The sequence below is a fragment of the Streptomyces sp. NPDC016469 genome, assembly GCF_040632905.1.
Classification (GTDB): domain Bacteria; phylum Actinomycetota; class Actinomycetes; order Streptomycetales; family Streptomycetaceae; genus Streptomyces.
This window is the reverse complement of sequence record NZ_JBEYCQ010000005.1, coordinates 204003-229702: the sequence shown is the minus strand read 5'-3', so window position 1 is coordinate 229702 and position 25700 is coordinate 204003. Positions and strand designations below refer to the sequence as shown.

Below are 25700 nucleotides of genomic sequence, written 5' to 3'. Positions count from 1 at the left end.
GAGGGTCCTAACGGCTCATCCGGCGCTCTCGGCGGCCTTCTCCCGGCCCGCGTCAGCCAGGTCCAGATCGAGGTTCTGGCCGGGCAGGATGAGGTCCGGGTCGGAGCCCACCTCGTTCTTGTTCGCCTCGTACAGCTCGGGCCAGCCGCCGGGCAGGTCCTGCGCGTCGGCGATCGCCCAGAGGTTGTCGCCCGGCCGCACGGTGTACGTGCCGTCAGCCGGCCGCGTGGCGCCGTCGCGTGCCTCGCCGTCCCCCCGCGAGGCGTGCCGGCCCGCGTCGCGCCCCTCGGCCGCCCCGGCACCGTCGTCGGCGGCCGGGGCACCCCGGTGCTTGCCGCCCTGCGCCCGGGCGTCGTCCGTCGCGCCGGCGGAGGGGTCCGCCGAGGGGTCGGCCGAGGGCGTGGTGGACGGATCGGCGGACGGGGTGCCGGAGGGGCCGGCGGACGGGTCGGCCGACGGGGAGGCGGACGCCTCGCCCTTGCCGCTCTCCTCCGCGCTCCGGCCCGCGTGCCTGCCGGAGCCCTTGCCGGCCTCCTCGCCCGTGGTGGCCCCATCGGCCGCCTCGTCCGAGGGGGCGGCCGACGAGCCCGAGGAGGCGTCGTCCACCGGGTCGGTGCCGAGACCGGCGTCGAGGCCCGCGTCGGCGCTCCGGGCGGGCTCGTCCGCATCCTCGTCGCCCGGGTCCACGTCCGCCGCGCCCGTGGCCCTGGTGAGCCCGGAGACCACCGCACAGCTCGGCCACGCCGTCGGGCCCTTGGCTGCCAGGACCCGCTCGGCGACCGCGATCTGCTGCGAGCGGCTGGCGAGGTCGGCGCGCTCGGCGTACGCCTCACCGCCGTACGCCTTCCACAGCTCCGGCGTGAACTGGAGACCGCCGTAGGAGCCGTTGCCGAGGTCGGCGCTCCAGCTTCCGCCGCTCTCGCAGTCGGCCACCCGGTCCCAGGTCGAGGAGTCCGCCGCGTGCGCGCTCACCGCGCCGAGCAGCGGGATGGCGATGGCCGAGCCGGTCACGCCTGCGGCGACGACGATGGCGGGTGCCTGACGAGGGCGGCGGTGTCTGCCGTTCGCGGAGCCCATGGGAGATGCCTTCCGTGTGACTGACAAGCGACTGGTGAGTCGAACGGTGAACCTAGCGAAACTCGAACGTGAGTCACAAGTCGATGCAGCGCAGATCACGTGAAAGTCACAGAGCTGACAGAGTGTCACTTTCGTCCACGCGCTCCCCCGGCGTGAAGCGCACCGGCAGGGTGCGCAATCCACGCATGATGAGCCCGCCGCGCCATCGCAAATCGGCTGATTCCCCTGCAAGTCGCAGGTCGGGAAGGCGTGTCAGCAGGGTGGCGAGCGCCGCCTGTCCCTCCAGCCGGGCGAGCGGAGCTCCCAGACAGTAATGGATGCCGTGGCCGTAGCCGAGGTGCTGATTGTCGCTCCGCGACAGGTCCAGTGTGTCCGGTCCGGCGAACCGCTCGGGGTCCCGGTCGGCCGCCGCGAGCACCACGAGCACCGGATCGCCCTCCTCGACGCGCTGCCCTCCGATGGCGAGCGGCTCGGTGGCGAACCTCCAGGTGGCGAGCTCTACCGGACCGTCGTAGCGCAGCAGTTCCTCGATCCCGGTGGCCAGCAGCCCGGTGTCGCCCGTCGCCAGCGAGCGTTGCAGCCGATCGCGCTCGGCGGGGTGGTTCAGCAGCGTGTGGACGCCGTTGCCGATCAGGTTGACGGTCGTTTCGAAGCCGGCGAACAAAAGGATGAAGGCCATCGCCGCGGCCTCGTTCTCGGTCAGGTGCTCGCCGTGGTCGCTCGCCCGGATCAGCCCGGAGATCAGGTCGTCGCCCAGATCCTCGCGCTTGCGGTGGATCAGTTCGAGCAGATAGGCCCGCATCTTCTTCACGGACCGGGCAACGCCGCCGCGCGGCCCGCCGCCGTGCCGGATCATCATGCCCGCCCAGTCGCGGAAGTCGTCCTGGTCCTCGCGGGGCACGCCGAGCAGGTCGCAGATCGCGTAGATGGGGAGCGGGAAGGCGAACTCGTGGATCAGGTCGGCCTCGCCCTTCTCCACGAACCCGTCGATGAGACGGTCCGTCAGCTCCTGCACCCGCGGCGTGAACTGCGCGATGCGCCGGGGAGTGAACGCTTTGGAGACCAGACGGCGCAGCCGGGTGTGGTCGGGCGGGTCGATGTTGAGCAGGTGCGTCATCAGCTCGGCCTTGCGCTCCCCGGGGATGCCGGTCTTCCCCTTGGCGTGCGCGGGCTCGGCGTGGTGCGCCGGGTTCTTGGACAGCCGGGAGTCTGCGAGGGCCTGCCGGGCGTCCGCGTACCGGGTGACGAGCCATGCCTCGACCCCGCTGGGCAGCGTGGTGCGGTGCACGGGACTGTGCTCGCGCAGCCAGGCGTACGCGGGGTACGGATCGGTGGCGAACTCCCACGTGAAGAGCTCGGGCGCGGGGGCGGACGAGGTGTGGGCGGGGCAGCCGGCGGGTACGGACGCGGCTTCGGCGGGGCTGTCGTTCACTCCCCGACGTTATCCGGTGCCCTCCGCCGTCCGGATCGCGTCCCGGTACGCGCGTCCCGCGGCGCGCAGCGCGGCCTCCGGGTCGACGCCCTCCTCCTGGGCCCGTACGGCGAGGGCGAGGAGGCGGTAGCCGATGTCGTCGCCCTCGGGGAGGGGGACGTCGAGTCCGGCGGTACGGGCCCGGCTCGCGAGCTTCGCGGCGAGCGCGAGGGCGGGCTGGCCGAGCGGTACCCCGTCGGTGACCGACGCACGCTGCTTCTCGATCGCCTTGGTGCGCAGCCAGTGGGCGCGACTGTCCTCCGGGACCTCGGCGGTCTCGTCGCCGAAGACGTGCGGGTGGCGGTGGATCAGCTTCTCGATGAGCGTGCCGGCCACGTCGTCCACGGAGAACGGCTCCTCACCGCTGCCCGGGAGGCCTTCCTCCGCGATGCGCGCGTGGAAGACGACCTGGAGCAGTACGTCCCCCAGCTCCTCGCGCAGTTCCTCGCGGTCGCCGTCCTCGATCGCCTCGACCAGCTCGTACGCCTCCTCGATGGCGTACTTGGCGAGGCCCTTGTGGGTCTTCTGCGAGGTCCACGGGCACTCGACGCGGATGCGGTCCATGACCTGGACGAGGTCGAGGAGCCGGGCGCCCGGCAGGTCGTACGAGCCGGGCAGCAGCTCCAGGTCGGGCATCCGCAGCCGCCCGGAGCCGGCCAGCCGGGCCAGGCCGTCGGTGAGCGGCTGGTTGCCCGCGCCGCCGGTGAGGACGACCACCGTCCGGCCGCCCGCGCAGGCGTCCACGAGCTCCTGGGCGTCGGGGACGCCCGGGGTGACGGTGACGCCGGCCTCGCGCAGATACGGCAGCTGCGGCTGCTCCGGCTCGCCGCAGCGCACCTCGTCGGCGCCGTTCAGCGCCTGCCAGGCGGGCCAGGACAGCAGTCCGGGCGCGACCCGGTGGCTGACGGTGAGCAGGACGATGCGGCCGGGGTCTTCAGCGTTCACGTCACCGAATCTACCCCGGCCGTCGGAGCGGGCTCAGGCCCCGGCCTCGGCGGGCGCCTGGGCGGGCTTGGTGACCTGGGAGATCCACGGGGCCTTGTAGTCGGCCAGCTGGATCTGCTGGTTGTCCCAGGTGCCGTAGCGGGGGTTGACGTCGACGTTCAGCGCCTTGGACGCCTTGGTCAGCGCGTCGCCGATGGCCTTGGTGCCCTCGGGTGTGGACGGGTCGGCGCCGAGGGCCTGGCCGAGCTTCGTGATCTGGATCTGCTCGCGCAGGAAGGAGTCGATCTGGCCCGGGGCGAGCCAGCGCTCCTGGAGGACGGCCTGCCGGAGCCCCTTCTCGCCGTGGTACTGGGCGACGGCCGACTTGCGCATCTGCTGGATCTCCGCGCGGCTCACCGTGACGCCCGCGTCCGCCGCGGCCCGGTCCAGGACGCGGTCCAGGATCAGCCCGTGGAGTTTGGCGCGGGCGAGCTGGCCGGACTGGTCGGTGAGCTGGGCGGACTGGGCGGAGGAGCCCTGCGCCTCGCGCACGTCGGCCACCTGAGCCTGCACGGTGGACACCGTGATCCGGTCACCGCCCACGACGGCCGCGGCGCCGGGGTGGGCCTGGCTGCCGCAGGCGGTGAGGAGCGGCGCTGCGGCGAGGAGCGCGGCGGAGACGGTGAGCGCGGTGCGACGGCGGCGGTGCAAAGGAGCCTCCCGAGGAGATTGTGCGGCGGTGCACAAAGCCTTGCGGTGATCGATGTTAGGGAGTGGAACCGGTCCGGGCCACTGATTCGACCAACGATTCGGGAGGAGTTGGAGATGCGGGCCGCCCCGCTTCAGGCGGTGGCTCCCGCGACGGGGACGAGTCCGGCCACGGCGTCCAGGCCGTTGTTCCTGACCAGGGCGGGGAAGAAGAGGCGCAGCGCGCTGCCCGTGGACTCGTCGACCAGGTCGAAGGACTTCTTCACGACCCGGTTCTTGATCTCGGTGCGCCTGAGGCCCTGGAGGGTGAGCGTCGTCAGGTGCCGGTCCGGCTTGGCGAAGGCCGGGTTGGCGACGAAGAGGAAGAGCCGCTCGCGGCTGGCCGCCAGGTACATCGGCTGGGGGGACGCCGCCGCGATCATCGTTCCGCCGCTCAGCACCGCCGAGGCGACGCCCATCGCCAGGTTCCGCTTGACCGAGACCTCGCTCAGGTTCACCAGGGACATCGCCACGACCTGCTCACCGGGCTCCAGCATCGGCGTAACGGCCTTCAGCAGAGCCCGGCTTCTTCTACCGTTCACGACATCCCTCGGTGATTCGTGCGATCCAAGCCGCGCGAGGGCGGTCCCCCCGCGTGCAGGGACATTGTGTCCTACCCGCCCCGGCCTCCCGACCGCCGTCTCAGCCCACCGGTTCGGGCCGCTTACGGGGCGGCGCGTCCGGCCGCAGCATGATCGTGCGTGAGACCACGAACGTGAGGGGGATGGCGGCCGCGGCGGCCGCCGGCGGGGCGTAGCGGTCGCTGAATCCGGCCAGGTCGACCAGGAGGTAGACGCCGCCGGTGGTGATGACGAAGTTGGCCGCGTTGGTGAGGGGGAAGAGCAGGAACTTCCGCCAGGTGGGCCGGGTGCGGTACGTGAAGTACGAGTTCAGGAAGAACGAGCCGATCATGCTGAGCACGAAGGCGAGTACGTGGGCGGCGATGTACGGCAGCCGGTGCAGCAGGAGCAGGTAGAGGCCGTAGTACGTGCCGGTGTTCACCGCGCCCACGAGGGCGAAGCGTGCGATCTGCGCGGTGAGCTTCATCGGCGTACGAACTCCCGCGGCTCCGGTTCGGCGGCTTCGCGGGTCCGGGCGTTGGTGGCCTTGACCAGGAAGTGCGGGCGGCGCTTGACCTCGTAGTAGATGCGGCCGACGTATTCGCCGACGACCCCGGCGAGCACCATCTGGACGCCGGCGAGTGCGGTGACGACGACGAGCAGGGTGACGTAGCCGGGGGTGTCGACGCCCTTCACGAGGGCGACGCCGACGATCCAGGCGGCGTAGGCGAGGGCGACGGAGGTCAGGAGCAGGCCGAGGTAGAGGGCGGCGCGCAGGGGCTTGTTGTTGAAGGAGAGCAGCCCGTCCAGGCCGTAGTTGAGGAGCTTGCCGAAGGTCCAGGCGGAGCGGCCCTGTTCCCGTACGGCGTTCTCGTAGCTGAACGTCGTGGTGGGGAAGCCGACCCAGGCGAAGAGGCCCTTGGAGAAGCGGTTGTACTCGGTGAGCGAGAGCACGGCGTCGGCCGCGCGGCGGGACAGGAGGCGGAAGTCTCCGACACCGTCGACGAGTTCGACGTCCACGAGGCGGTTGATCAGCCGGTAGTAGGCGCGGGCGGTGAGGGTGCGGGTGACGCGGTCGCCGGCGCGGGTGCGGCGGGCGATGACCTGGTCGTATCCCCGGGCGTGCTCCTGGAGCATGCGGCCGACCAGCTCCGGCGGGTGCTGGAGGTCGGCGTCCATCAGGACGACGGCGTCCCCCTCCGCGTGCTGGAGACCGGCCAGCATGGCGGCCTCCTTGCCGAAGTTGCGGCTGAAGGAGACGTAGCGGACGCGCGCGTCGGCGGTGGCCAGCTCCTGGATGAGGGGCAGGGTCCGGTCGGCGCTTCCGTCATCGATGTAGACGACCTCGAACGCGTGCCCGAGACGGGACATTTCGTCCGTGACGCGTTCATGGAAGCGTTCGAGGATCTCTTCCTCGTTGAAACAAGGCACCACCAGCGAGATCAGCACCCATGTACATCAACCGGTCAATGTGTCGCCTTCCGGAGCCCGGTGTGGCCGGTGGGCGGCCATCGGGTGAACGGCCCCGGACGCGTTCCCCGGAGCACGTTTCCTCAACCGCCCCGGACCTCCATCTGGCGCTCCAGCCGGCGGCGCAGTTCGACGGGCAGCGGGTGGTGCGGGCCGTAGGCGCGCTCGGTGTCGTACAGCAGGGACTGGAGCTGGGCGCGCGCGTTCGCGTGGTCGCCGAGGGCGAGCAGCAGCTGTCCGATGCGGTGGCGGATCTCGTACGAGCGTGCCGGGTCGTTGCCCGTGGCGTACTGGTTCTCGTAGTACGGCAGCACGGCGCGGTACTCCGCGAGCGCGGCGGCGGCTTCGCCGAGCTGTTCCAGGCACTGGGCGACGTCGCAGCGGTAGCCGAGGGTCTGCGGGTCGGCGGGGCCGGCCTCGGCGGCCCGGTCGTCGGCGAGCCGGCGCAGTTCGGGCAGGGCGCGGCGGTACTGGCCGTCGTCCATGAGGGTGGCCGCGTACTGCTTGCGCAGGATGCGGACGACCGGGGAGCCGGATCCGTGCTGTTCGGCGGCGACCGGGAGGAGCCCGCCGAGCATGTCCACGGCCTGGGTGATGCGCCCCTCGCCGAGGAGCCGCTTGACCTCGTCCACGGCGGCGGCGACGTCCGTCCGGGCCGGCGGGGCGGCGGGCATGGCCGGTGGCGGGACCGTGGCGCGGTCGGGCCAGGGGGCGTGCGGGCGCAGGAAGGGGCGGGTGGGGTCGAGCGGCCCGGCGGGCGGCCGGGAGCCGCGTGCGGGCAGCAGCGGGGCGAGGTGCTCGTACACCTCCTGGGCGCCGGCCGGGCGGTGCTGCGGGTCCTTGGCGAGCAGCCGCAGCACGAGCGTTTCGAGCGCCTCGGGGATGTCGGGCCGGATCTGCCGGACGGGCAGCGGCGGTTCGTACAGGTGCCGGTGCAGCACGCCGAGGGCGGTGGACCCGGCGAACGGCACATCGCCGCTGAGGAGTTCGTGCAGGAGGACACCGAGGGCGTAGAGGTCGGTGTACGGGCCGACCGCGCCGCCCATGGCCTGCTCGGGGGCCATGTAGGCCGGGGAGCCGATGGGCGAGCCGGTGTGCGTGAGGCGGGTGGTGTCGGTGTCGAGGACGGACGCGACGCCGAGGTCGAGGACGAGCACGGTGCCGTCCGGACGGACCATCACGTTGCGGGGCTTGAGGTCGCGGTGGACGATCGGCACGGCGTGCACGGCGCTGAGGACGGCGCACAGCTGCGCGGCCACCGCGACGGCCCAGGGCCAGGGGTAGGGGTCGTGCTCGGCGAGGTGGTCGCCGAGGTCGGCGCCCTCCACGTACTGCATGACGAGGAAGAGGTCGTCGCCGTCGCTGCCGGCGTCGTGCACGGTGACCAGGCCGGGGTGGTCCACCTGTGCGGTGACCCGGCACTCGCGGACGAAGCGGCGGCGAAGCTCGTCGGCGGCCTCGCCGCCGATGGGTCCGGTGACCCGGTCGGGGCGCAGCAGCTTGACCGCGACCCGGCGGTCGAGGCGCTGGTCGTACGCCGTCCAGACCTGGCCCATGCCGCCCTGGCCGAGGATCGTCGCCAGCTCGTACCGCCCGCCGATGAGGCGACCGCTCACCGGCCCTCCTCCTTGCGGAGGTAGTCGCTCAGCTCGTCCAGTTCGGCGCGGACCTGGTCGATGCGCTGGGGCGGGGCGGGGCGGGCGTCCTCGGGCTGGGGGCAGCGCGTGAGGGGAAGCGGGTAGGGCTGCTGCCGGTCGGGGTGCGGCGGGTAGGGCTGCGGCTGTCCGTACGGCGGCGTGGGCACGGTGGTCACGTACGGGTAGCCGGACCCGGGCTGCGGGAAGCCGGCGGTCTTGCCCCTCAGCCGCGCGTAGAAACGTACGTCGGCGACGAGGTAGTACACGCAGGCACCCGCCAGCACCAGGAGCAGCAGGGGTATGAGCACGTAGTCGATGCCGTGCGCCTCCACGTTCGGTTCGTCCCTGCCGAGGATGGGCAGCAGCACGCAGACGAACACGAAGCCGGCACCGGCGGTCCACCAGTCGAGGGCCCGGCGGCGGACGAACGCCAGCCTGAGCAGCGGGGCCCACAGGAGCAGTCCGAGGGAGCAGACGGCGAGCACGGGGAACAGCACGCGCATGGAGACGATCCAGGCCCTGCCGGGGACTCGGCGCGGCGCCGTGGGCGGAAGACCCGGGGCGTACATGGCTGCTCCTGGATTGCCTGGTCGTGATACGTCCGCGCGCACACGGGCGTGCGTGCGGATCCGAGCGTAAGGGGCGACACCGACAGAGGGCCCGGGGTTGTGCGGAACCGTTGTGGTTCCGGTCACTCCGGCGTGACCGTACCGTCCGTCAGGCCGTCGTAGAGGCCCTGGACGAGCTGTCCGCCGAGCCGCCCCGCGAGGCGCAGCGCGTCCTCGAACGCGGCGAGCGCGCGGAACCGTTCGCCGTAGCGCCGCTGCTCGGCCAGGGGCAGGCGCGGCAGTTGGAGGCGGCGGGCGTCGAGCCGGGTCGCGGTGGAGGCGTGGCTGCTGGCCTGCCGGTTGTTGGTGGTGCCGCGCAGGAAGCCGGCGAGGAACCAGGGGTCGAGCACGGTCGGGTCGGGGCGCAGCAGCTGGAGGTTGCGGCCGAGCGCGGCGCCCTCGGTGGCCTCGTCCACGACCCGGACGACGGTGACACCGCCGAGCACGGGCACGACGACGTCGCCGGCCGCGACGAGGACGGGCTCCTCGGGGGTGCCGCCGGCGGCCGTGGTGCCGGAGGGCGGGGTGCCGCCGAGGACGTCGTGCTCGGTGAGGACGGGGCCGGTCCCGGTGCCCGCGCCGCCGTGGCGGAGCTGGAGGGCGCCCGCCCGGGCGAGTTCGCCGATGGTGGTGAGCGGGCGGTGCGCGGGTGCGGTGGGGGCGGGGGGCGGCGGAGTGAGGCTCGTGGCGAGTTCCAGGGTCCTGGTCAGCCGTTCCCTCACGCCGGCCAGCTCGGCGGGTCCGCCGGTGGCGGCGGGGGACGGGAGGTGGCGGGCGGGGGCGAGATCGACGTCGTCGTCGAGGAGTTCGATGACGGGGACGGTGCGGGAGGCGGCGCCGGGGGGTGTGCCGCGCTGTTCGCCCTCTGCGGTCCTGCGTCGGTCGCCCGGGGTGCCTGGGCCGTCGTACGTGTGCCAGGCGTCGAGCACGGCGTGGCGCAGGGCCGGCCAGTCGAGGCGGCCCCGGCCGCCGCCGGTGGTCTGCTCGGCGGGCTCGGCGGTGTCGATCAGCAGCAGTTCGGGGTGGGGCCGCGGCTCGGCGCCGGGCCTGCGCAGCACCCACAGGTGGAGCGGGACGCCGTACGGGGGTGCGGCACCGGCCGGGAGCGCGATGACGGCGCGCAGGGCGCCCCGGCGCAGGAGGTCGGCGCGGACGCGGCGGCCGGAGCGGCGGGAGGCGGCGGCGGGCGGCATCAGCAGGACGGCGGTGCCGCCGTCGCGCAGCCGGGCCAGGGCGTGCTGCACCCAGGCGAGTTCGGACTCGGTGCGGGCGGGGAAGCCGTACTCCCAGCGGGGGTCGTAGGCGAGTTCGTCGTGGCCCCAGTTGCGCTCGTTGAACGGCGGGTGGCAGAGCACCGCGTCGGCGGCCAGGCCCGGGAAGGCGTCGGTGCGCAGGGTGTCCCCGGTGCGCACGTCGATCGTGCGTCCGGCGGGGGCGGGGCGCAGGGCGAGGCGGAGCGCGGTGACGGCGGCGAGGCCGGGGTCGCTCTCCTGGGCGTGGAGGGCGGTGGGGGCGGCGCTTCCCGGGGCGTCCGGCGCGCCGAGGGCCGCGGTGAGCAGTGCGCCGGTCCCCGCCGCCGGGTCGAGCACCGTGCGCACGCCGGGGCCGGCCAGCTCCGCCATCAGTTCGGCGAGGCCGGGCGGGGTCAGCGTGTACTGGCGCGGGTTGGCGTCGAGCTGACGGCCGAGCAGGAACTCGTACGCCTCCCGGACGCCGGTCTCGGCGGCCAGCTCGGCGGCGCCGCGCAGCAGCGGCACGGACGGGAGCAGTTCGGCGCGGTCCGGGGTGCGGACGGCGCGCCCGTTCCCGGCGGGTCCGAAGCGGGCGGCGAGGGCGTCGTCCAGCGCGAGGGAGAGCACGCCGGCCATCCGTTCGTCGGACACACCGGTGATCTCCCGCCAGGCGGCGGGGCTGCGGTTCACCAGGAGCAGGGCGCAGCCGGTGTGGACGAGGGCGGTGACGGGGCCCGCCGGGTGGCCGGCCAGCTGCTGCCAGACGCGTTCGCGGAGGGGGACCTCGACCAGCTTGCCCTGGTCGCGCAGCCACCGCTCGACCTCGGGCAGGGCGAAGGACGGGCTGGTCTCGGTGCCGCCCACGGGCTGGGGGAAGTCGGCGTGCCGGCGGCGCCAGTTGCTGACGGCGGCGCGTCCCACGCCCGCCAGGCGGGCGATCCCGGCGGCGGTCACCTCTGTCGCGTTCTCCGGCACGTGCTGTCTCCCTGTGCTGTACCGCCGGCGGCGGGTCGGCCGCACATCTGGGGCCTGTGGGGCGAGCATACCGACCCGTGCACGGCGCTCCATCGGTCACTGATTCACAGCGTGCACGAATCCGTCTCGCGTGAACAGTGTTGACTCGGTTCACAGATGATGCTGTGATTGACCCGTCGCTGAACGAGCGACGACAGGTGGATCCGCTCACCACTCATCCCGTACTTGCCGAAGGGCACAGCCATGTCCCAGTTCACGCAGCCGCCGCAGTCCCCGCAGTCCCCGCAGTCCCAGCCGCAGCAGCCGTACGGCCCCGCTCACGCACCCGGCCTGCGCCCCGCGCGAAACGGGCTGGGCATCGCCGCACTGATCCTCGGGCTCGTCGGCGCGGTGTCCGGCCTCATCCCGTTCCTCTTCTGGCTGGCGGGCATCCTCGGGACGATCGCGCTGATCCTGGGGCTCGTCGGACGGGGCCGCGCCAAGAGGGGGGAGGCGACGAACAAGAACATGGCCACGTTCGGCACCGTCCTCGCCCTGATCGCGCTGATCATGTCGGTGGTCGGCGCGGTGATCACCTTCAAGGCGGTGGACGACGCGGTGGACGACCTCAACAAGGCGGTGTCGGAGACGACGGCCTCCGCGAAGCCGAAGGCGGGCAAGGGCTCCGGCAAGGGCGAGGAGAAGGGGAAGTCCGGCGACAAGGCCGGCAAGGAGGAGAAGCCCACCGGCGAGGCGCTGGAGGCCGGCGACGCGGCCGTGTACGACGACGACCTCACGGTCACGGTCGGCGACGCGGCGAAGTACTCCCCGAGCGAGTACGCGGTCGGCCACACCAAGGGCAACAAGGCGTACCGCGTCCCCGTCGTCATCGAGAACGCGGGCAAGGAGAAGTTCGACTCCGCGCTGGTCACCGTCGAGGCCCGGGCCGGCGAGGACGGGGTGGACGCGGAGCAGATCTTCGACGACAAGGTCGGCGAGGGCTTCAGCGGCACGATCCTGCCCGGCAAGAAGGTCACGGTGCTCTACGCGTTCGACGCACCGGCCGACGTGAAGAACCTGACCATCGAGGTCAACCCCGACTTCTCGTACGACTCGACGCAGTGGGACCTGAAGCTCTGACCCGCGCGGCGCGCCCGGCACCCGTGGAACCCGCCCCCAGGGCGGGTTTTCCGCGTCCGCTCAGCCCTGCCGCTCCCCCGGCCAGGCGGCCAGCGCCAGTTCGGCGATCTCGGCCAGCTCCTCCGGGCCCGCCCCGTCGCAGGAGCGCTGGGACATGCCCTGGACGACCGTGGCGAAGTACCCGGCGAGGACCCGGGGGTCCACCCGCTCCGGCAGTTCGCCCGTGCGCTGCGCGTCCCGCAGCCGCGCCTCCCACGCCTCGATGTTGCCGTTGCGCACCTCTCGCAGCCGAGCGCCCACCCCGGCGTCCTGCGGGGCGACGTTGACGGCCGCCGTGATCACCATGCAGCCCGCCGGGTGCGAGGGGTCGGCGTAGATCCGGGCCGCCTCCCGCAGGATGCGCGCGAACGCGCGGTAGGCGGTGGGCTCCTGTTCCAGGGCGTCGCCCATGAAGCTCCCGCCCGGCGTCCTTCCGTACGCGGCGACCGCCTCCTCGAACAGCGACCGCTTGTCGCCGAACGCGGCGTAGAGGCTCGCGGGCCGGATGCCCATCGCCTCCGTCAGCTCACCGATCGAGGTCGCCCCGTAGCCCCGCTCCCAGAACAGCCGGACGGCCGCCGCGAGCGCGGCGTCCCGGTCGAAGGAGCGCGGCCGTCCGCGCGCCGCACCTGTCTCACCCATGCCCCACATTCTAGAGCGCCCACTCAAGAAGTCGTGCTACGTTCTTTCTGGAACGATCACTCAACAAATTGCTGAGGGGAACAGCCATGTCCGCACACGCACTTGAGGGCAAGGTCGCACTGGTCACCGGCGGCAGCCGGGGCATCGGCAGAGGCATCGCGGAACGGCTGGGGCGGGACGGGGCCGTCGTCGCCGTCGCCTACGCCCGGGACGCGGCAGCGGCCGACGAGGTCGTGGAGGTCATCCGGAAGAACGGCGGCACCGCGTTCGCCCTCCGCGCCGAGCTGGGCGCCCATGGCGACGCGGCCGCACTGTGGGAGGCGTTCGACGAGCGGATCACCGCGCACGCGCCCGGCGGCGGCGTTGACATCATCGTGAACAACGCGGGCGCCGGGCTCTACTCGGAGTTGTCCTCGCTCACCGAGGAGGCGTTCGACGCGGTGTTCGCCGTCAACGTGCGGGCGCCGTTCTTCATCGTCCGCCACGGGCTCGACCGGCTGCGCGACGGCGGCCGGGTCATCAACATATCCAGCGGCGCGGCCCGGATCGCGATGCCGGACATCATCGCCTACAGCGCGACGAAGGGCGCCCTGGACAACTTCACGCGCACCCTCGCCAAGGAGCTGGGCCCGCGCAACATCACGGTCAACTCGGTGGCCCCCGGCATCATCGACACCGACATCAACGCGGACTGGCTGCGCGGCGACGCCGAGGCCCAGGCCCGGTCCGCGTCGCTGGCAGCCCTGGGCCGGGTCGGACAGGCGGAGGACGTCGCGGACATCGTGGCGTTCCTCGCCTCGGACGACTCCCGCTGGGTGACGGGCACGGTGATCGACGCCACGGGGGGCTCGGGGCTCTGAGGAGAGCGCGGCCGCGGGGCGGCGGACCGGGCCGGCCGCCCCACGCGACTACTGCCGCGTCAGCCGCCGCACTGCTTCAGCATCATGTCCTTGTCGGCGCGCGTCACCGGCAGGTCGTACTTCAGCGAGACCTGCGCGAAGCGGAGCACGTACGCACAGCGGATCGGCTTGTACGGGGGGAGCCAGGTCGCCGGGCCCGCGTCGCGCTTGGCGTTGTTGGCCGGGCCGTCCACGGGGATGAGGTTGAGCGGGTCGTTGGCGATCTGCTGCCGCTTGGCCTCGTTCCAGTGGGCGGCGCCCATCTGCCAGTCGTACGACAGCGGCATGACGTGGTCGATCTGCACCTTGGTCGCCTGCTGCTTGCGCCACTCGATGGTCTTGCCGGTGTACGGGTCCTTGAGGGTCATGGAGACGACCACGCACTTCGAGCCGGAGCGCAGCTCGACGTCCTTGCCGTCGCGGGCGAGCAGGTCGTTACGGGTGTCGCAACCGTTGTGGGACAGGGGGACGTCGTCCACCGAGTCCTTCCACGCGTACCCGAACTCGTCCCGCTCGTAACCGGTCTTGGGGCCGCGCCCCTTGGTGGCGACCTTCTCGATGACCTTCCGCGCCGCCGCCCGGTCCTTGTCGGAGGTGAGGGGCGCGAGGCCGGGCTTCGTACCGTCGTCGTTCGTCAGCGGGCTGGCACCGAAGCCGGTGACGGACTGGCCGCCGCCGTCCGCGCCGCCGCCGGTGGTGTCGATGTCCTTGGGCAGTTGATCGGGGTCGCAGCCGCTCAGCGCCAGCACGGCCGTGGCGGCCAGGGCGGGCGCCACCACTCGACACACGCGGGGAGATATCACTCGTAGCCGTCCTGACGGTGAGAAAGCCGAACCAACCAGGGAATTCTATGAATGCCTTCCCCGCGAGGAGGATTTCATGGCTGCGACCCGTTCCCCTGTGCGGGCCGGGTCACCCGCCCTCATACCTTCCCGATGCCCAACGTGTTCTCCGACGGCAGCAGCCCCGACCCGATCGCCGCCACCCACAGCGGCCCCAGCAGTTCCGCGAGCCGTTCCCGCTCCTCCGGCACGAGCACCCGCCACGGCCCCGCCGCCGCCTCGTCCGTACGCCGCTCCACCTCCGCCCGCAGCGCCCGGCCCGCCTCGGTCGCCGTGCCGTCACCGGCCACCAGCCCCCGCTTCTCCAGCCGTTCGAGCGCCGCCCGCCACTTCTCGTCGCCCCAGCCCCGGCTGCCGAAGACCTCCGGCCGGGCCGCCCCGATCGCCGCGAAGGACACCAGCGCCTCGACCGGGTCCAGCTCCGCGTGCGCCAGCGCCGCGAGGTGACCGTCGCCCCGGTGTTCGCGCAGGACCGTCGCCGCGTGCCAGACCGCGAGGTGCGGTTCGCCCGGCACGGGCAGCGCGGCGTTCGCGGCGGCGAGCGGCCGGTCCGCCGTGTCGGCGGCCTCCACCACGCGCCGCAGCAGCGCGGCGGCCTCGGCCGTCCCCGGCGCGGCGACCGCCTCGCCCAGCAACTTCCGGTACGCACGGTCCACGGCCCGGCCCCGCGCGGCGAGCACCGCGTCCGGCGAGGCGACCGACCAGACGGCGGGGACGTGCACGCCGACCATGCGCGGGCTGAAGCTGTAGAACGTCTCGGCGACCAGGTCCGCCCCCGCATCGCCCAGCGGCGCCGCGCGCCAGGCGAAGTAGCTCGGCCACCGCTCGTCGACGGCGTACCCGAGGGCGGCGGCCTCCTCGAACGCCTCCGGCGCGTAGTACAGGACGGCGTGCACCGGCTCCAGCAGGTGCCACAGCTGCCGTACGCGACCCAGCTCATCGGACATGACCACACCCTCCGCCGCGCACCGGCCATCTAGCCGGTGCCTAGATCCCAAGAGTGCGCGCCGACCGCGAACTTGTCAACGCCTAGATCCCGCGTAACCTGCTGTCCATGACCAGCGACCGCGCCTACCACCACGGCGACCTGCGGCGGGCCGTCCTCACGGCCGCCCTCGACGTCATCCGCACCGAGGGACCCGCCGCGCTCAGCCTGCGCGACCTCGCCCGCCGGGCCGGCGTCTCCCACGCCGCGCCCGCCCACCACTTCAAGGACCGCACGGGCCTGCTCACCGCGATCGCCGCCGAGGGCTACGCCCTGTTCGCGGACGCCCTGGCCGGGGCGCCGGACCTCCGGGAGCGGGGCGTGGCGTACGTACGGTTCTCGAGGGAGCACCCGGCCCACTTCCAGGTGATGTTCCAGCCGGACCTGTACCGCACGGACGACCCGGACCTCCTCGCCGCGAAGGACCGCGCCACGGCGGAACTGCGCGCGGGCGTCGCCACCCTGCCCCCCACCGACGACCCCCGCCTCTCCGGCATCGCCGCCTGGTCCCTGGCCCACGGCTTCGCCACGCTGCTCCTCAGCGGCAACCTGGACGGCGCGGTGGGGGGCCGCGACCCGGAGGAGGTGTTCCGCCTCCTCGGCCGACTGCTGCTCGCGGAGGGCCCCGGGGCGGCCGGATGACACGATGAGGGCCCCGACGCCACCCCGGAGGACGGATGCGCGACAGGATCGACACGCCCCGGCTGCTCCTCCGGCGCTTCCGGCCGGACGACGCCCCCGCCCTGCACGAGCTGTTCGGGGATCCGGAGACCCACACCATCGGAACCGGCCCCGTCGCCTCGCTCGCCCGCACCGAGGAGTGGATCGCCCGCCGGACCGCGTTCCACGCCGAGACCGGGCTCGTCTGGTACGGGGCGTGGCTGCGGGACGGCGGCCCGCTGGTGGGGAACTGCGGGATCTTCGCGGGCCGGACCGGCCGCGCCGGACCGGAGATCGGCTACGAGATCCGCCGCTCGCACCAGGGCCGGGGGCTCGCCGGTGAGGCCGCCCGCGCGGTGCTGGCGGAGTGCGACGCCGCCGGGATCGCGCGTGTCTGGGCCACGGTGCGCCCGCACAACGCCGCCTCGCTGAAGGTCTTGAGCCGCCTCGGCATGGCACACGCCCACACCCGCACCGACGAGCGCGGCGAGCTGCTGTACCTGTCCCGCCGGGCCGGGTGCTTCACTCCGGGCGGGAACTGACCTCGTACGCCCCCACGTCCGACTCTCCCAGCGACCGGATGCGCGGAATCGGGGACGGCAGGAGCCAGAGCAGGGAGAGGCAGCCGCCCACCGCTGCCGTCAGGAGCGTGGGGCGCAGGCCGAGGAGGGTGGCCAGGGCGCCTCCGGCCACCGCGCCCACCGGGCGTACGCCGTAGTTGACCGTGCCGAAGGCGCCCGCCACCCGGCTGCGCATCCCGTCCGGGATCACCGCCGTCTGGAGGGAGTTGAGGTTGACGTCGAACAGCATGACGCCGAAGCCCGAGAGGAACTCCGCCCCGGCCAGCGCGGTGGCGCGGAGCCAGAGCGGGCCGTTCGCGGCGGCGGCGAGGGCGATCGGGGCGGGGAAGAGGACGGCCCCCACGAGGATGCCCCGGCCCACGCCCAGGCGGCGGGAGAGCGCCGGGGCACACACCGCGCCGAGCAGCGCACCGGACGCACCGAGGCCCAGGGCGAGGCCGATCGCGCCGGCCGACAGGCCGAGGTCGCGCGTCGCGAACAAAACGAGCAGGCCGCTGCCGCCGACGAAGGTGAAGAAGTTGACCGTCGTCGCGCAGCCCAGGGACGCCCGCAGCACCGGGTGGCGCGCCACGAACGCCAGGCCCTCGCGGGCGCCGCGCAGCAGCGGGGGCGCCGCCGGGCCGGTGACGGGCGGCTCCTCGACCGGGATGCGGCCGATCAGCGCCGCCGACGCCAGGAACGACAGCGCGTCCACCACGATCGCGACGGGCGCGGTCAGCGCCTGGACCAGCGCGCCGCCGAGCGCGGGGCCGGCCACGTAGGAGGCCGAACGGCTGGTGCTGATCCTGCTGTTGGCGTCCACGTACGACGCCCTCGGCACGAGCTGTACGAAGAACGGCGGGTACGCCATGTTGAACAGCAGCCCGCCCGCGCCCGCCAGGACCGCCACCACGTACAGCTGGGTCAGCGTCACCGATCCCAGGAGGTACGCGGCCGGCAGGCTCAGCAGGACCGCCGCGCGCAGGATGTCGGCCAGGACCATCAGACGGCGTTTGCGGGGGCGCCGGTCCACCCACGCACCCACGAATATCCCGAGCAGGTTGGGCGCCCAGACGAGGGCGGTCAGCCAGGCGACCTGGTTGGCGGAGGCGCCCAGGGTGCTGACGGCGATCAGCGGCAGGGCCAGTTCGGTGATCCGGTCGCCGAACTGGGAGACGGTGTTCCCCGCCCAGAAGCGGGTGAACCGCCGGTCCCGCCCTAACGACGGCGCGTTCGCGGACGGGGATGCCTCGGCGGACGCACCGGATTCGGTGGTCACGAGGCCGGCCCCTCTTCGGTCCCGCTCTCCGGCAGCGCGTACCGCAGCAGCGCCACGCCCCGGCTTCCCTCGGGGCGGTCCGCCGCGTCGCGGGTGACGTACGGGGCGAGCACCCGCTCGATCCCGTCCTCGATCGCGGCGAGTTCCTCGTCGGTCACCGTGACCCGGGTGTGGGCCAGACCGGCGGCCGCGCGCCACTTCGGGTCGAGGCCGGGCTCGACCTCGGCGGCCCAGCGGGCCGGGAGGTCCGCGGTGCGCAGGAACATCTGGCGCGACAGTTCCCGCGCGGCCGAGTGGCCCTCGCCGTCCGCCGGGTCCTGCGGCGCCTCGAAGCGGAAGCCGCGCGCGACCGCCTCCCAGCGGCGGCTGCGGCGGTCGGGGCCGGGGGCGCTGTCGCGGACCAGGCCGAACGTCGCGAGGTGGCGCAGGTGCCAGCTGGTCACCGAGGGGGTCGCCCCGACGTCCGGCGCCAGCTCGGTGGCGGTCGCCGGTCCGTCCCGGCCCAGCCGTTCGAGGATCGCCAGGCGCACCGGGTGCGCCAGGGCGCGCATCGTCTGCGGGTCGGTGATGTCGAGGTCGCCCATGCGGTTGCTGGAGTCCATGACGTGAGAGTATCCTCTCACATATTGTGAGAGTCAACTCTCACACATGGACTCCAGCAGCCTTCCGGGGTTCTACGACCCGAGGATCGTCGTCAGGAACTCCCCCGTCCACGCCAGCAGTTCGCGTCCCACCACCGGCTTGCCGCCGATCTTGCCCGTCGTCGGGCGCGGGACCAGGATCTGGTGGACCGCCGGCTTGATGACCGTCTTCGGGTACAGCCGCTTCAGGCGCAGCTCCTGCGACTCGCGCAGTTCCACCGGTGCGAAGCGGATGTTCGGGCCCTGGAGCACGATGTCGCCGACTCCGCAGGCGCGCGCCAGCATGCGCAGGCCCGCCACCAGGAGGAGGTTCTCGACCGGCTCGGGGAGCTTGCCGTAGCGGTCGGTCAGCTCCTCGCGGACCGCCTTGATGTCGTCCTCCGAGGACGCCGAGGCGATCGAGCGGTACGCCTGGAGGCGCAGCCGCTCGCCGGGGGCGTAGTCGTGCGGGACGTGCGCGTCGACCGGGAGCTCGATCTTGACCTCCAGCGGCGGCTCCTCCTCCACGCCGCCCTCCAGGGACGCCCGGTAGTCCGCGACCGCCTCGCCCACCATGCGTACGTACAGGTCGAAGCCGACGCCCGCGATGTGGCCGGACTGCTCGCCGCCGAGGAGGTTGCCCGCGCCCCGGATCTCCAGGTCCTTCATGGCCACGTACATGCCGGCGCCCATCTCGGTGTGCTGGGCGATCGTCGCCAGGCGCTCGTGGGCGGTCTCGGTGAGCGGTTTCTCCGGCGGGTAGAGGAAGTACGCGTAACCCCGGTCGCGGCCACGGCCGACGCGGCCGCGCAGCTGGTGGAGCTGGGAGAGGCCGAAGTTGTCGCCGCGCTCCACGATCAGGGTGTTCGCGTTGGAGATGTCGATGCCGGACTCCACGATCGTCGTGGAGACCAGCACGTCGAACTTCTTCTCCCAGAAGTCCACCACGACCTGTTCCAGGGCCTGTTCGGACATCTGGCCGTGCGCCGTGGCGATCCGCGCCTCGGGCACGATCTCGCGCAGCCGCGCCGCCGCCCGGTCGATCGACTCGACCCGGTTGTGGATGTAGAACGCCTGGCCCTCGCGCAGCAGTTCACGCCGGATCGCGGCGCCGATCTGCTTCTCCTCGTACGGCCCGACGAAAGTCAGGACGGGGTGGCGCTCCTCGGGCGGGGTGGTGATGGTGGACATCTCGCGGATGCCGGTGACCGCCATTTCGAGCGTACGGGGGATGGGCGTCGCGGACATGGTCAGCACGTCCACGTTGGCGCGGAGCTTCTTCAGCTGCTCCTTGTGCTCGACGCCGAACCGCTGCTCCTCGTCCACGATGACGAGACCCAGGTCCTTGAACTTCGTCTCCGAGGAGAACAGGCGGTGGGTGCCGATGACCAGGTCCACGGAGCCGTCCTTCAGCCCGGCGAGGGTCGCCTTGGACTCGGACTCGGACTGGAAGCGGCTCAGCGCGCGTACGTTGACGGGGAACTGGGAATAGCGCTCGGTGAACGTGCCGTAGTGCTGCTGCACGAGCAGCGTGGTGGGGACGAGGACGGCGACCTGCTTCCCGTCCTGTACCGCCTTGAACGCGGCGCGGACCGCGATCTCCGTCTTGCCGTACCCCACGTCGCCGCAGATCAACCGGTCCATCGGGACCGACTTCTCCATGTCCTCCTTCACCTCGGCGATCGTCGTCAGCTGGTCGGGCGTCTCCGCGTACGGGAAAGCGTCCTCCAGCTCGCGCTGCCAGGGGGTGTCCGGGCCGAAGGTGTGGCCGGGGGCCGCCATCCGGGCCGAGTACAGCTTGATCAGGTCGGCGGCGATCTCCTTGACGGCCTTCTTGGCGCGCGCCTTCGTCTTCGTCCAGTCCGCGCCGCCGAGCCGGTGCAGGGTCGGGGCCTCGCCGCCGACGTACTTGGTGACCTGCTCCAGCTGGTCGGTCGGGATGTACAGCCGGTCGCCGGGCTGCCCGCGCTTGGCGGGCGCGTACTCGACCAGCAGGTACTCGCGCGTCGCGCCCTGCACCGTGCGCTGCACCATCTCGATGTAGCGGCCCACCCCGTGCTGCTCGTGCACGATGTAGTCGCCGGTCTCCAGCGTCAGCGGGTCGATCGTCTTGCGCCGCCGGACCGGCATCCGGCCCAGGTCCTTGGTGGCGGTGCGCTGCCCGGTGAGGTCCGTCTCCGTGAGCACGGCGAGCTTCAGGCCGGGGTGGACGAAGCCGTGGTCGATGGCCCCGCACGAGACGTGGACCACGGACGGGGTGATCTCCTCCAGGTCCGGGTCGAGCCGTGCCGCGATGCCCTCGCCGCCCAGCATCTCGACGGTACGGGAGGCGAGCCCCTGGCCCTCCGTGACGTACACCGTGCGCCAGCCGTCGGCCAGCCGGCCCTTGGTGTCGGCGAACGCCCGCGCGGTGTCGCCCCGGTACGTCTCGGGGGCCTGCATCCCGAGCGCCAGCGTGTCCGCGTCCAGCTCGGCGTCGGCGGCGAACGGGGAGATCGACCACCACATCATGTCCAGTTCACGGGCCCGCTCGCGCACGTCCGCGATACCCCGCAGCGAGGCCGCGCCGACGTCGATCGGGGCCTCGCCGCCGCCCGCCGAGGCCGCCCAGGACGCCTGGAGGAACTCCTGGCTGGTCGCGACCAGGTCCGCGGCCCGGGTCCGGACCCGCTCGGGGTCGCAGACGACGGCCATCGCACCCTTGGGCAGCACGTCGAGCAGCAGCTCCATGTCGTCCACGAGGACCGGCGCCAGGGATTCCATGCCCTCCACCGCGATGCCCTCGGCGATCTTGTCGAGGAGTTCGCCCAGTTCCGGGTGGGCCTCGGCGAGCGCGGCGGCCCGCTCCCGCACCTCGTCCGTCAGCAGGAGCTCCCGGCAGGGCGGCGCCCACAGGCCGTGCTCGGCGACCTCCAGGGACCGCTGGTCGGCGATCTTGAAGTAGCGGACCTCCTCGACGTCGTCGCCCCAGAACTCCACCCGGAGCGGGTGCTCCTCGGTGGGCGGGAACACGTCCAGGATTCCGCCGCGCACCGCGAACTCCCCGCGCTTCTCGACCAGTTCGACCCGGGCGTACGCGGCTGCCGCCAGCGCTTCCACGGTCTCACCGAGGTCGGCGCTCTGCCCGGTGCGCAGCGCGACGGGCTCCAGGTCCGCGAGCCCCTTGACCTGGGGCTGGAGTACGGACCGGATCGGCGCGACGACCACCGAGACCGGCCCGGTCTCCGGGTCGTCGGCGCGCGGGTGCGCGAGGCGCCGCAGCACGGCGAGCCGGCGGCCCACGGTGTCGGAGCGGGGCGAGAGGCGCTCGTGCGGCAGGGTCTCCCAGGACGGGAACTCCGCGATCGTGTCCGGCGGCAGCATGGTGCGCAGCGCGGCCGCCAGGTCCTCCGCCTCCCGGCCGGTCGCGGTGACCGCGAGCACCGTCCGCCCGGCGTCCCGGGCCAGCGCGGCAATGGCGAAGGGCCGCGCGGCGGGCGGGCCCACCAGGTCGATGTGCATCCGGTGGCCGTCACCGGCGGCCGTCACCGCTTCGTCGAGCGCCGGATCACGTACGACGACATCCAGCAGACCGTTCAGGCTCATGAAGGGCTTCCGTCCGGGTGAGGAGAAGGGCCTCTGACGGCCGGCTGCCGCCAGGGCGCGCTGCCCCGGGGGCAACGCGAAGGGCCCGACACGTGAAACGCACCGGGGGTTCCAGCCTACGACTCGGGGAAGGCGGCCGCTTGCGCGAGGCCGTACACCCCACCGGCCCCGGTCACACTCCGAGGAGCGTGACCGGGGCCGGATTCCGTCAGCGTGGGGCCGTCCGTCTCACCCGTCCGTGGCGATCGCGTTCAGGACGTTCATCCGGCCCGCCCGGAAGGCCGGGACCAGGGCCGCGAACAGTCCGACGAAGGCGGACGCGACGAACACCGTGATGATGGTCGGCCACGGGATGTCCAGGACGCCCAGGCCCTCCAGGGCCAGCAGCTTCTGGGCCGAGGTGCCCCAGCCCATGCCCAGGCCGAGGCCGAGCAGGGCGCCGAAGAGGGCGATGACCACGGACTCCAGCCGGATCATGCGGCGCAGCTGGCGGCGGGAGAGGCCGATGGCGCGCATCAGGCCGATCTCGCGGGTCCGCTCGACCACCGACAGGGCCAGCGTGTTCACCACACCGAGCACCGCGACGATGATCGCCAGGGCGAGCAGGCCGTACACGACGTTCAGGAGCTGGCCGATCTGGTCCTTCAGGTCCTCCTTGAAGTCGGCCTGATTCTGCACCTTGTACTGCGGGTACTTCGCGACCGAGCTCTTCAGCGCCGCGTACGCCGCGTCCTCCTGGCCGTCCTTCGCCTTGGCGAACATGATCATGTTCTGGGGCATCTTGTCGGCGGGGACGTACCGCTGGGCGGTCGTGGTGTTGAGGTACATGGCGCCCTGGTCGAGGCTGGTCTCGTCCGAGGTGATCGCGGCGACCTTCAGCTTCGCCGGCTCGCCGCCCTTGAACGCGACGGTGAGGGTGTCACCGACCTTGACGCGGTGGGCGGTGGCGAACTCCTCGCCGACCGACATGGCGTCCTTGCCGTAGGCGGCGGCCAGGTCGCCGGAGAGGACCTCGCGGCGCACGTCCTGGGCGTAGGTCGGGTCGGCCGCGGTGACGTCCTCGTCGACCGTCTTGCCGTCCGGACCGGTCAGCTTCGCGCCGATCACCTTGTAGTGGGTGAGGTGGTCGATGCCGGGCGCGGAGGCCAGGGCCTCGGCTGCCTGCGGGACGATCAGCTGGTCGGGGACGGAGGACTGGACGATGAAGTCCGCGCCCACCGACTTGTCCAGCTCGTCGGTGGCCGAGGCGACCATGGACGAGCCGACCACGGACAGGCACGCCACCAGGGCGAGGCCGATCATCAGGGCCGCGCCGGTGGCGCCGGTGCGGCGCGGGTTGCGCAGCGCGTTGCGCTCGGCGAGCCGGCCGACGGGGCCGAAGAACCGCAGCAGGACCGCGCTCAGTCCCCGTACGACGACTCCTGCGAGCAGCGGGCCGATGACGATGAAGCCGACGAGCGTCAGCACGACCCCCAGGCCGAGGAGGCCCGAACCGTCGCTCGCCTCGTCCACCCGCGTCGTCGCCCACAGGGCGGCGGCGCCGGCGCCGGTGACGACGAGGCCGATACCCGCCCGGACCCAGCCCGACTTGGCGTCCGCCGGGGTGCCGGCGTCGCGCAGGGCGGCCATCGGGGAGACCTTGCCGGCCCGGCGGGCCGGGATGTAGGCGGCGAGGACGGTGACGATGATGCCGAGCGCGAGCCCGGTGACCGGGGTCACCCAGGAGATGGTCAGGTCCTCGGTGGACAGCTCCATGCCGATGGCGCCCATGACCTTCATCAGCCCGATGGCGAGCCCGACGCCGGCGCCGACGCCGAGGACCGAGCCGACGACTCCCAGGAGCACCGCCTCCAGGAGCACCGAGCGGTTGACCTGCTCGCTGCTGGAGCCGATGGCCCGCATCAGGCCGATCTCACGGGTGCGCTGGGCGACCAGCATCGAGAAGGTGTTGACGATGAGGAAGATGCCGACGAGGAAGGCGATCCCGGCGAAGCCGAGCATCGCGTACTTCATGACGTCGAGGAACGACCCCATGGAGTCCTTGTTGGCGTCGGCCGCTTCCTGCTGGGTCTGGATCTTGTACGCGGTCGAGCCGTCGAGCGTCCTGGCCACGTTCTGCTTCAGCTGGGTGTCGCTGACGCCGGGTTCGGCGGTGAGGGAGATGTGCGAGAAGACGTCGGGGGCGCCGAGCAGCGCGCGCTGGGCGGTGGCGGTGTCGAGGTAGACGATGGCCGCGCCCGGGTTGGTCACCTTGAAGGCGACGATGCCGGTGATCTTCCCCTTGAGGTCGCCGGTGGCCGCGATCGTGCGCAGCTCGTCGCCGATCTTCAGGTGGTGCTTCCCGGCGGTGTCGGCGTCGACCATGATCTCGGTCGGGCCGCGCGGGGCGTGGCCGGAGGTGATCTCCATGGACCGCAGGTCGTTCTGCGTCCAGTTGGCGGCGATCGTCGGGGCGCCGGTCTCGGAGCCCATGTTCTCGTTGTGGCTGTCGACCACGGTGACGGACGAGCTGGAGACGCCGCCCTCGGCCTTCTTCACCCCGTCGGCCTTGCCGGTCTTCGCGAGGACGGAGGCGGGCAGCGATTCCGGCCTGCCGTTCTCCGGGATGTCGTCGGCCTTGGCCTTCTTCGGGCTGACGGTGACGTCGGCGGAGGTCGCGGCGAAGAGCTTGTCGAACGTGGTGTTCATGGTGTCGGTGAAGACGAGCGTGCCGCAGACGAACGCCACCGAGAGCAGGACGGCGACGGCGGAGAGCGCCATGCGTCCCTTGTGCGCGAGGAAGTTGCGCATCGAGGTCTTCCAGACGGTCATGACGTCCGCCCGCGCGCGTCGAAGTCCTTCATGCGGTCCAGCACCTGGTCGGCGGTGGGGTTGTGCATCTCGTCCACGATGCGCCCGTCGGCGAGGTAGAGCACCCGGTCCGCGTAGGAGGCGGCGACCGGGTCGTGGGTGACCATGACGATGGTCTGGCCCAGCTCGTCCACGGACCTGCGCAGGAAGCTCAGGACCTCGGCGCCGGCCCGGGAGTCCAGGTTGCCGGTGGGCTCGTCACCGAAGATGATCTCCGGCTTGGCGGCGAGGGCCCGGGCCACCGCGACGCGCTGCTGCTGGCCGCCGGAGAGCTGGGTCGGCCGGTGCTTGAGCCGGCCGGCGAGGCCCACGGTCTCCACGACCTGGTTGAGCCAGGCGGCGTCGGGCTTGCGGCCGGCGATGTCCATCGGCAGCGTGATGTTCTCCAGCGCGTTCAGCGTCGGGAGCAGGTTGAACGCCTGGAAGATGAACCCGATGCGGTCGCGCCGGAGCTGGGTGAGCTTCTTGTCCTTGAGCCCGGTGATCTCGGTGTCGGCGACGTGGATCTGCCCGGACGTCACGGTGTCGAGCCCGGCCAGGCAGTGCATCAGCGTCGACTTGCCGGAGCCGGACGGGCCCATGATCGCGGTGAACTGCCCGCGGGCGATGTCCACGTCGACGTGGTCGAGCGCGACGACCCGGGTCTCGCCGGTCCCGTACGCCTTGACGACCTGCCGCGCCCGCGCAGCCACGGCCGTACGCCCTCCAGTGCCCCCGTGCCTGGGAATGGTTACAGCCGTTGTCACGGTTTTTCTCCTATGTCGGTCAGCGACGGGTTGTCGCCGTCTGCTGTGAAGTCTGCTGTGCGCAGGGGGTCCGGCGCGCTGGTGCCCAGCGCAGTCTTCCGGTGGGGTTTTCCCCACCCCTTCCCCTGAGGTCCGCCCTTCGGCGGCAGGTCTGCGGTACGTCTGCGGTACGA

22 protein-coding genes are annotated in these 25700 nt (G+C 72.6%); 4 read left to right on the top strand and 18 right to left on the bottom strand.

All coding sequences use genetic code 11. The features are described from left to right. Nucleotides 1-15: 15 nt before the first annotated feature. The 10 genes from ABZ565_RS07755 to ABZ565_RS07710 all read right to left on the bottom strand — a co-directional run bounded on the left by ABZ565_RS07755 (nt 16) and on the right by ABZ565_RS07710 (nt 10701). Nucleotides 16-1077, bottom strand: coding sequence for a transglycosylase family protein (locus ABZ565_RS07755; RefSeq protein ID WP_361021685.1), 1062 nt, complete (start codon nt 1075-1077; stop codon nt 16-18). Nucleotides 1078-1183: 106 nt separating this feature from the next. Further along, entirely contained in the window at nt 1184-2509 is a 1326-nt protein-coding gene (locus ABZ565_RS07750) for a cytochrome P450 (RefSeq protein WP_361021682.1), read from the bottom strand. 9 nt (nt 2510-2518) lie between these two features. Further along, nucleotides 2519-3493 carry a nucleoside triphosphate pyrophosphohydrolase gene (locus ABZ565_RS07745; RefSeq protein ID WP_361021678.1) on the bottom strand — a complete coding sequence of 325 codons (975 nt, stop codon included), beginning with the start codon at nt 3491-3493 and terminating at the stop codon, nt 2519-2521. A gap of 33 nt (nt 3494-3526) precedes the next feature. Beyond that, complete coding sequence (locus ABZ565_RS07740; protein ID WP_361021675.1) at nt 3527-4183, bottom strand: SurA N-terminal domain-containing protein; 657 nt, start codon at nt 4181-4183, stop codon at nt 3527-3529. Between the two features lie 131 nt (nt 4184-4314). Next, nucleotides 4315-4761, bottom strand: a complete 447-nt coding sequence (locus ABZ565_RS07735) for a hypothetical protein (protein WP_361021672.1) — start codon at nt 4759-4761, stop codon at nt 4315-4317. 100 nt (nt 4762-4861) lie between these two features. Continuing rightward, on the bottom strand, nt 4862-5266 hold the full coding sequence (locus ABZ565_RS07730; protein ID WP_361021668.1) for a GtrA family protein: 405 nt from the start codon (nt 5264-5266) through the stop codon (nt 4862-4864). Continuing rightward, nucleotides 5263-6228 carry a glycosyltransferase family 2 protein gene (locus tag ABZ565_RS07725; protein ID WP_361021665.1) on the bottom strand — a complete coding sequence of 322 codons (966 nt, stop codon included), beginning with the start codon at nt 6226-6228 and terminating at the stop codon, nt 5263-5265. Before ABZ565_RS07725 ends, ABZ565_RS07730 begins: the two co-directional genes overlap by 4 nt. Before the next feature lie 104 nt (nt 6229-6332). Beyond that, complete coding sequence (locus ABZ565_RS07720) at nt 6333-7865, bottom strand: serine/threonine-protein kinase (protein WP_361021662.1); 1533 nt, start codon at nt 7863-7865, stop codon at nt 6333-6335. Next, the gene (locus ABZ565_RS07715; protein ID WP_361021659.1) at nt 7862-8455 is read right to left on the bottom strand and encodes a hypothetical protein; all 594 of its coding nucleotides are present in this window, start codon (nt 8453-8455) and stop codon (nt 7862-7864) included. The genes ABZ565_RS07720 and ABZ565_RS07715 overlap by 4 nt, the downstream gene beginning before the upstream one ends. Nucleotides 8456-8577: 122 nt before the next feature. Continuing rightward, a complete protein-coding gene (locus ABZ565_RS07710; RefSeq protein WP_361021656.1) occupies nt 8578-10701 on the bottom strand; it encodes an N-6 DNA methylase in 2124 nt (707 codons plus the stop codon). Nucleotides 10702-10944: 243 nt separating this feature from the next. Between ABZ565_RS07710 and ABZ565_RS07705 the strand changes: the two genes are divergently transcribed. Then, the gene (locus ABZ565_RS07705) at nt 10945-11820 is read left to right on the top strand and encodes a DUF4190 domain-containing protein (RefSeq protein WP_361021653.1); all 876 of its coding nucleotides are present in this window, start codon (nt 10945-10947) and stop codon (nt 11818-11820) included. Between the two features lie 60 nt (nt 11821-11880). Here the strand turns inward: ABZ565_RS07705 and ABZ565_RS07700 are convergent, their stop codons facing one another. After that, complete coding sequence (locus ABZ565_RS07700; RefSeq protein ID WP_361021650.1) at nt 11881-12510, bottom strand: TetR/AcrR family transcriptional regulator; 630 nt, start codon at nt 12508-12510, stop codon at nt 11881-11883. Between the two features lie 77 nt (nt 12511-12587). Here ABZ565_RS07700 and ABZ565_RS07695 point away from each other — a divergent pair, with 77 nt between their 5' ends. Next, nucleotides 12588-13361: an SDR family oxidoreductase gene (locus ABZ565_RS07695; protein ID WP_361021648.1), complete on the top strand. Its 774-nt coding sequence runs from the start codon at nt 12588-12590 to the stop codon at nt 13359-13361. Between the two features lie 59 nt (nt 13362-13420). Here the strand turns inward: ABZ565_RS07695 and ABZ565_RS07690 are convergent, their stop codons facing one another. Together ABZ565_RS07690 and ABZ565_RS07685 are read right to left on the bottom strand one after the other, a co-directional pair. Further along, on the bottom strand, nt 13421-14179 hold the full coding sequence (locus ABZ565_RS07690; protein ID WP_361021645.1) for an HNH endonuclease family protein: 759 nt from the start codon (nt 14177-14179) through the stop codon (nt 13421-13423). 143 nt (nt 14180-14322) lie between these two features. Continuing rightward, entirely contained in the window at nt 14323-15189 is an 867-nt protein-coding gene (locus ABZ565_RS07685) for a hypothetical protein (protein WP_361021642.1), read from the bottom strand. Between the two features lie 107 nt (nt 15190-15296). Here ABZ565_RS07685 and ABZ565_RS07680 point away from each other — a divergent pair, with 107 nt between their 5' ends. Next, nucleotides 15297-15869: a TetR/AcrR family transcriptional regulator gene (locus ABZ565_RS07680; RefSeq protein ID WP_361021639.1), complete on the top strand. Its 573-nt coding sequence runs from the start codon at nt 15297-15299 to the stop codon at nt 15867-15869. Nucleotides 15870-15904: 35 nt separating this feature from the next. After that, nucleotides 15905-16429 carry a GNAT family N-acetyltransferase gene (locus tag ABZ565_RS07675; protein WP_361021636.1) on the top strand — a complete coding sequence of 175 codons (525 nt, stop codon included), beginning with the start codon at nt 15905-15907 and terminating at the stop codon, nt 16427-16429. On the opposite strand, the gene ABZ565_RS07670 is transcribed toward ABZ565_RS07675, so the two are convergent. From ABZ565_RS07670 to ABZ565_RS07650, 5 genes are all read right to left on the bottom strand, one after another. Continuing rightward, a complete protein-coding gene (locus ABZ565_RS07670) occupies nt 16410-17726 on the bottom strand; it encodes an MFS transporter (RefSeq protein WP_361021633.1) in 1317 nt (438 codons plus the stop codon). The two genes, ABZ565_RS07675 and ABZ565_RS07670, sit on opposite strands and share 20 nt — an antisense overlap. Beyond that, on the bottom strand, nt 17723-18328 hold the full coding sequence (locus tag ABZ565_RS07665; RefSeq protein WP_361021630.1) for a helix-turn-helix domain-containing protein: 606 nt from the start codon (nt 18326-18328) through the stop codon (nt 17723-17725). Before ABZ565_RS07665 ends, ABZ565_RS07670 begins: the two co-directional genes overlap by 4 nt. 72 nt (nt 18329-18400) lie before the next feature. Beyond that, nucleotides 18401-21931 (bottom strand): transcription-repair coupling factor, encoded by a 3531-nt coding sequence (gene mfd, locus ABZ565_RS07660; RefSeq protein ID WP_361021627.1) that lies wholly within the window; start codon nt 21929-21931, stop codon nt 18401-18403. 228 nt (nt 21932-22159) lie between these two features. Beyond that, on the bottom strand, nt 22160-24742 hold the full coding sequence (locus ABZ565_RS07655) for an FtsX-like permease family protein (protein WP_361021624.1): 2583 nt from the start codon (nt 24740-24742) through the stop codon (nt 22160-22162). Beyond that, nucleotides 24739-25527: an ABC transporter ATP-binding protein gene (locus ABZ565_RS07650; protein ID WP_361021621.1), complete on the bottom strand. Its 789-nt coding sequence runs from the start codon at nt 25525-25527 to the stop codon at nt 24739-24741. Before ABZ565_RS07650 ends, ABZ565_RS07655 begins: the two co-directional genes overlap by 4 nt. Between the last annotated feature and the right edge of the window lie 173 nt (nt 25528-25700).

Excerpts from the sequence above, each read along its gene's own strand:
- ABZ565_RS07755 (WP_361021685.1), bottom strand. The coding sequence starts at position 1,077 with ATGGGCTCCGCGAACGGCAGACACCGCCGCCCTCGTCAGGCACCCGCC.
- ABZ565_RS07730 (WP_361021668.1), bottom strand. The coding sequence starts at position 5,266 with ATGAAGCTCACCGCGCAGATCGCACGCTTCGCCCTCGTGGGCGCGGTG.
- ABZ565_RS07715 (WP_361021659.1), bottom strand. The coding sequence starts at position 8,455 with ATGTACGCCCCGGGTCTTCCGCCCACGGCGCCGCGCCGAGTCCCCGGC.
- ABZ565_RS07705 (WP_361021653.1), top strand. The coding sequence starts at position 10,945 with ATGTCCCAGTTCACGCAGCCGCCGCAGTCCCCGCAGTCCCCGCAGTCC.
- ABZ565_RS07700 (WP_361021650.1), bottom strand. The coding sequence starts at position 12,510 with ATGTGGGGCATGGGTGAGACAGGTGCGGCGCGCGGACGGCCGCGCTCC.
- ABZ565_RS07695 (WP_361021648.1), top strand. The coding sequence starts at position 12,588 with ATGTCCGCACACGCACTTGAGGGCAAGGTCGCACTGGTCACCGGCGGC.
- ABZ565_RS07685 (WP_361021642.1), bottom strand. The coding sequence starts at position 15,189 with ATGTCCGATGAGCTGGGTCGCGTACGGCAGCTGTGGCACCTGCTGGAG.
- ABZ565_RS07680 (WP_361021639.1), top strand. The coding sequence starts at position 15,297 with ATGACCAGCGACCGCGCCTACCACCACGGCGACCTGCGGCGGGCCGTC.
- ABZ565_RS07675 (WP_361021636.1), top strand. The coding sequence starts at position 15,905 with ATGCGCGACAGGATCGACACGCCCCGGCTGCTCCTCCGGCGCTTCCGG.
- ABZ565_RS07665 (WP_361021630.1), bottom strand. The coding sequence starts at position 18,328 with ATGGACTCCAGCAACCGCATGGGCGACCTCGACATCACCGACCCGCAG.
- mfd (WP_361021627.1), bottom strand. The coding sequence starts at position 21,931 with ATGAGCCTGAACGGTCTGCTGGATGTCGTCGTACGTGATCCGGCGCTC.
- ABZ565_RS07655 (WP_361021624.1), bottom strand. The coding sequence starts at position 24,742 with ATGACCGTCTGGAAGACCTCGATGCGCAACTTCCTCGCGCACAAGGGA.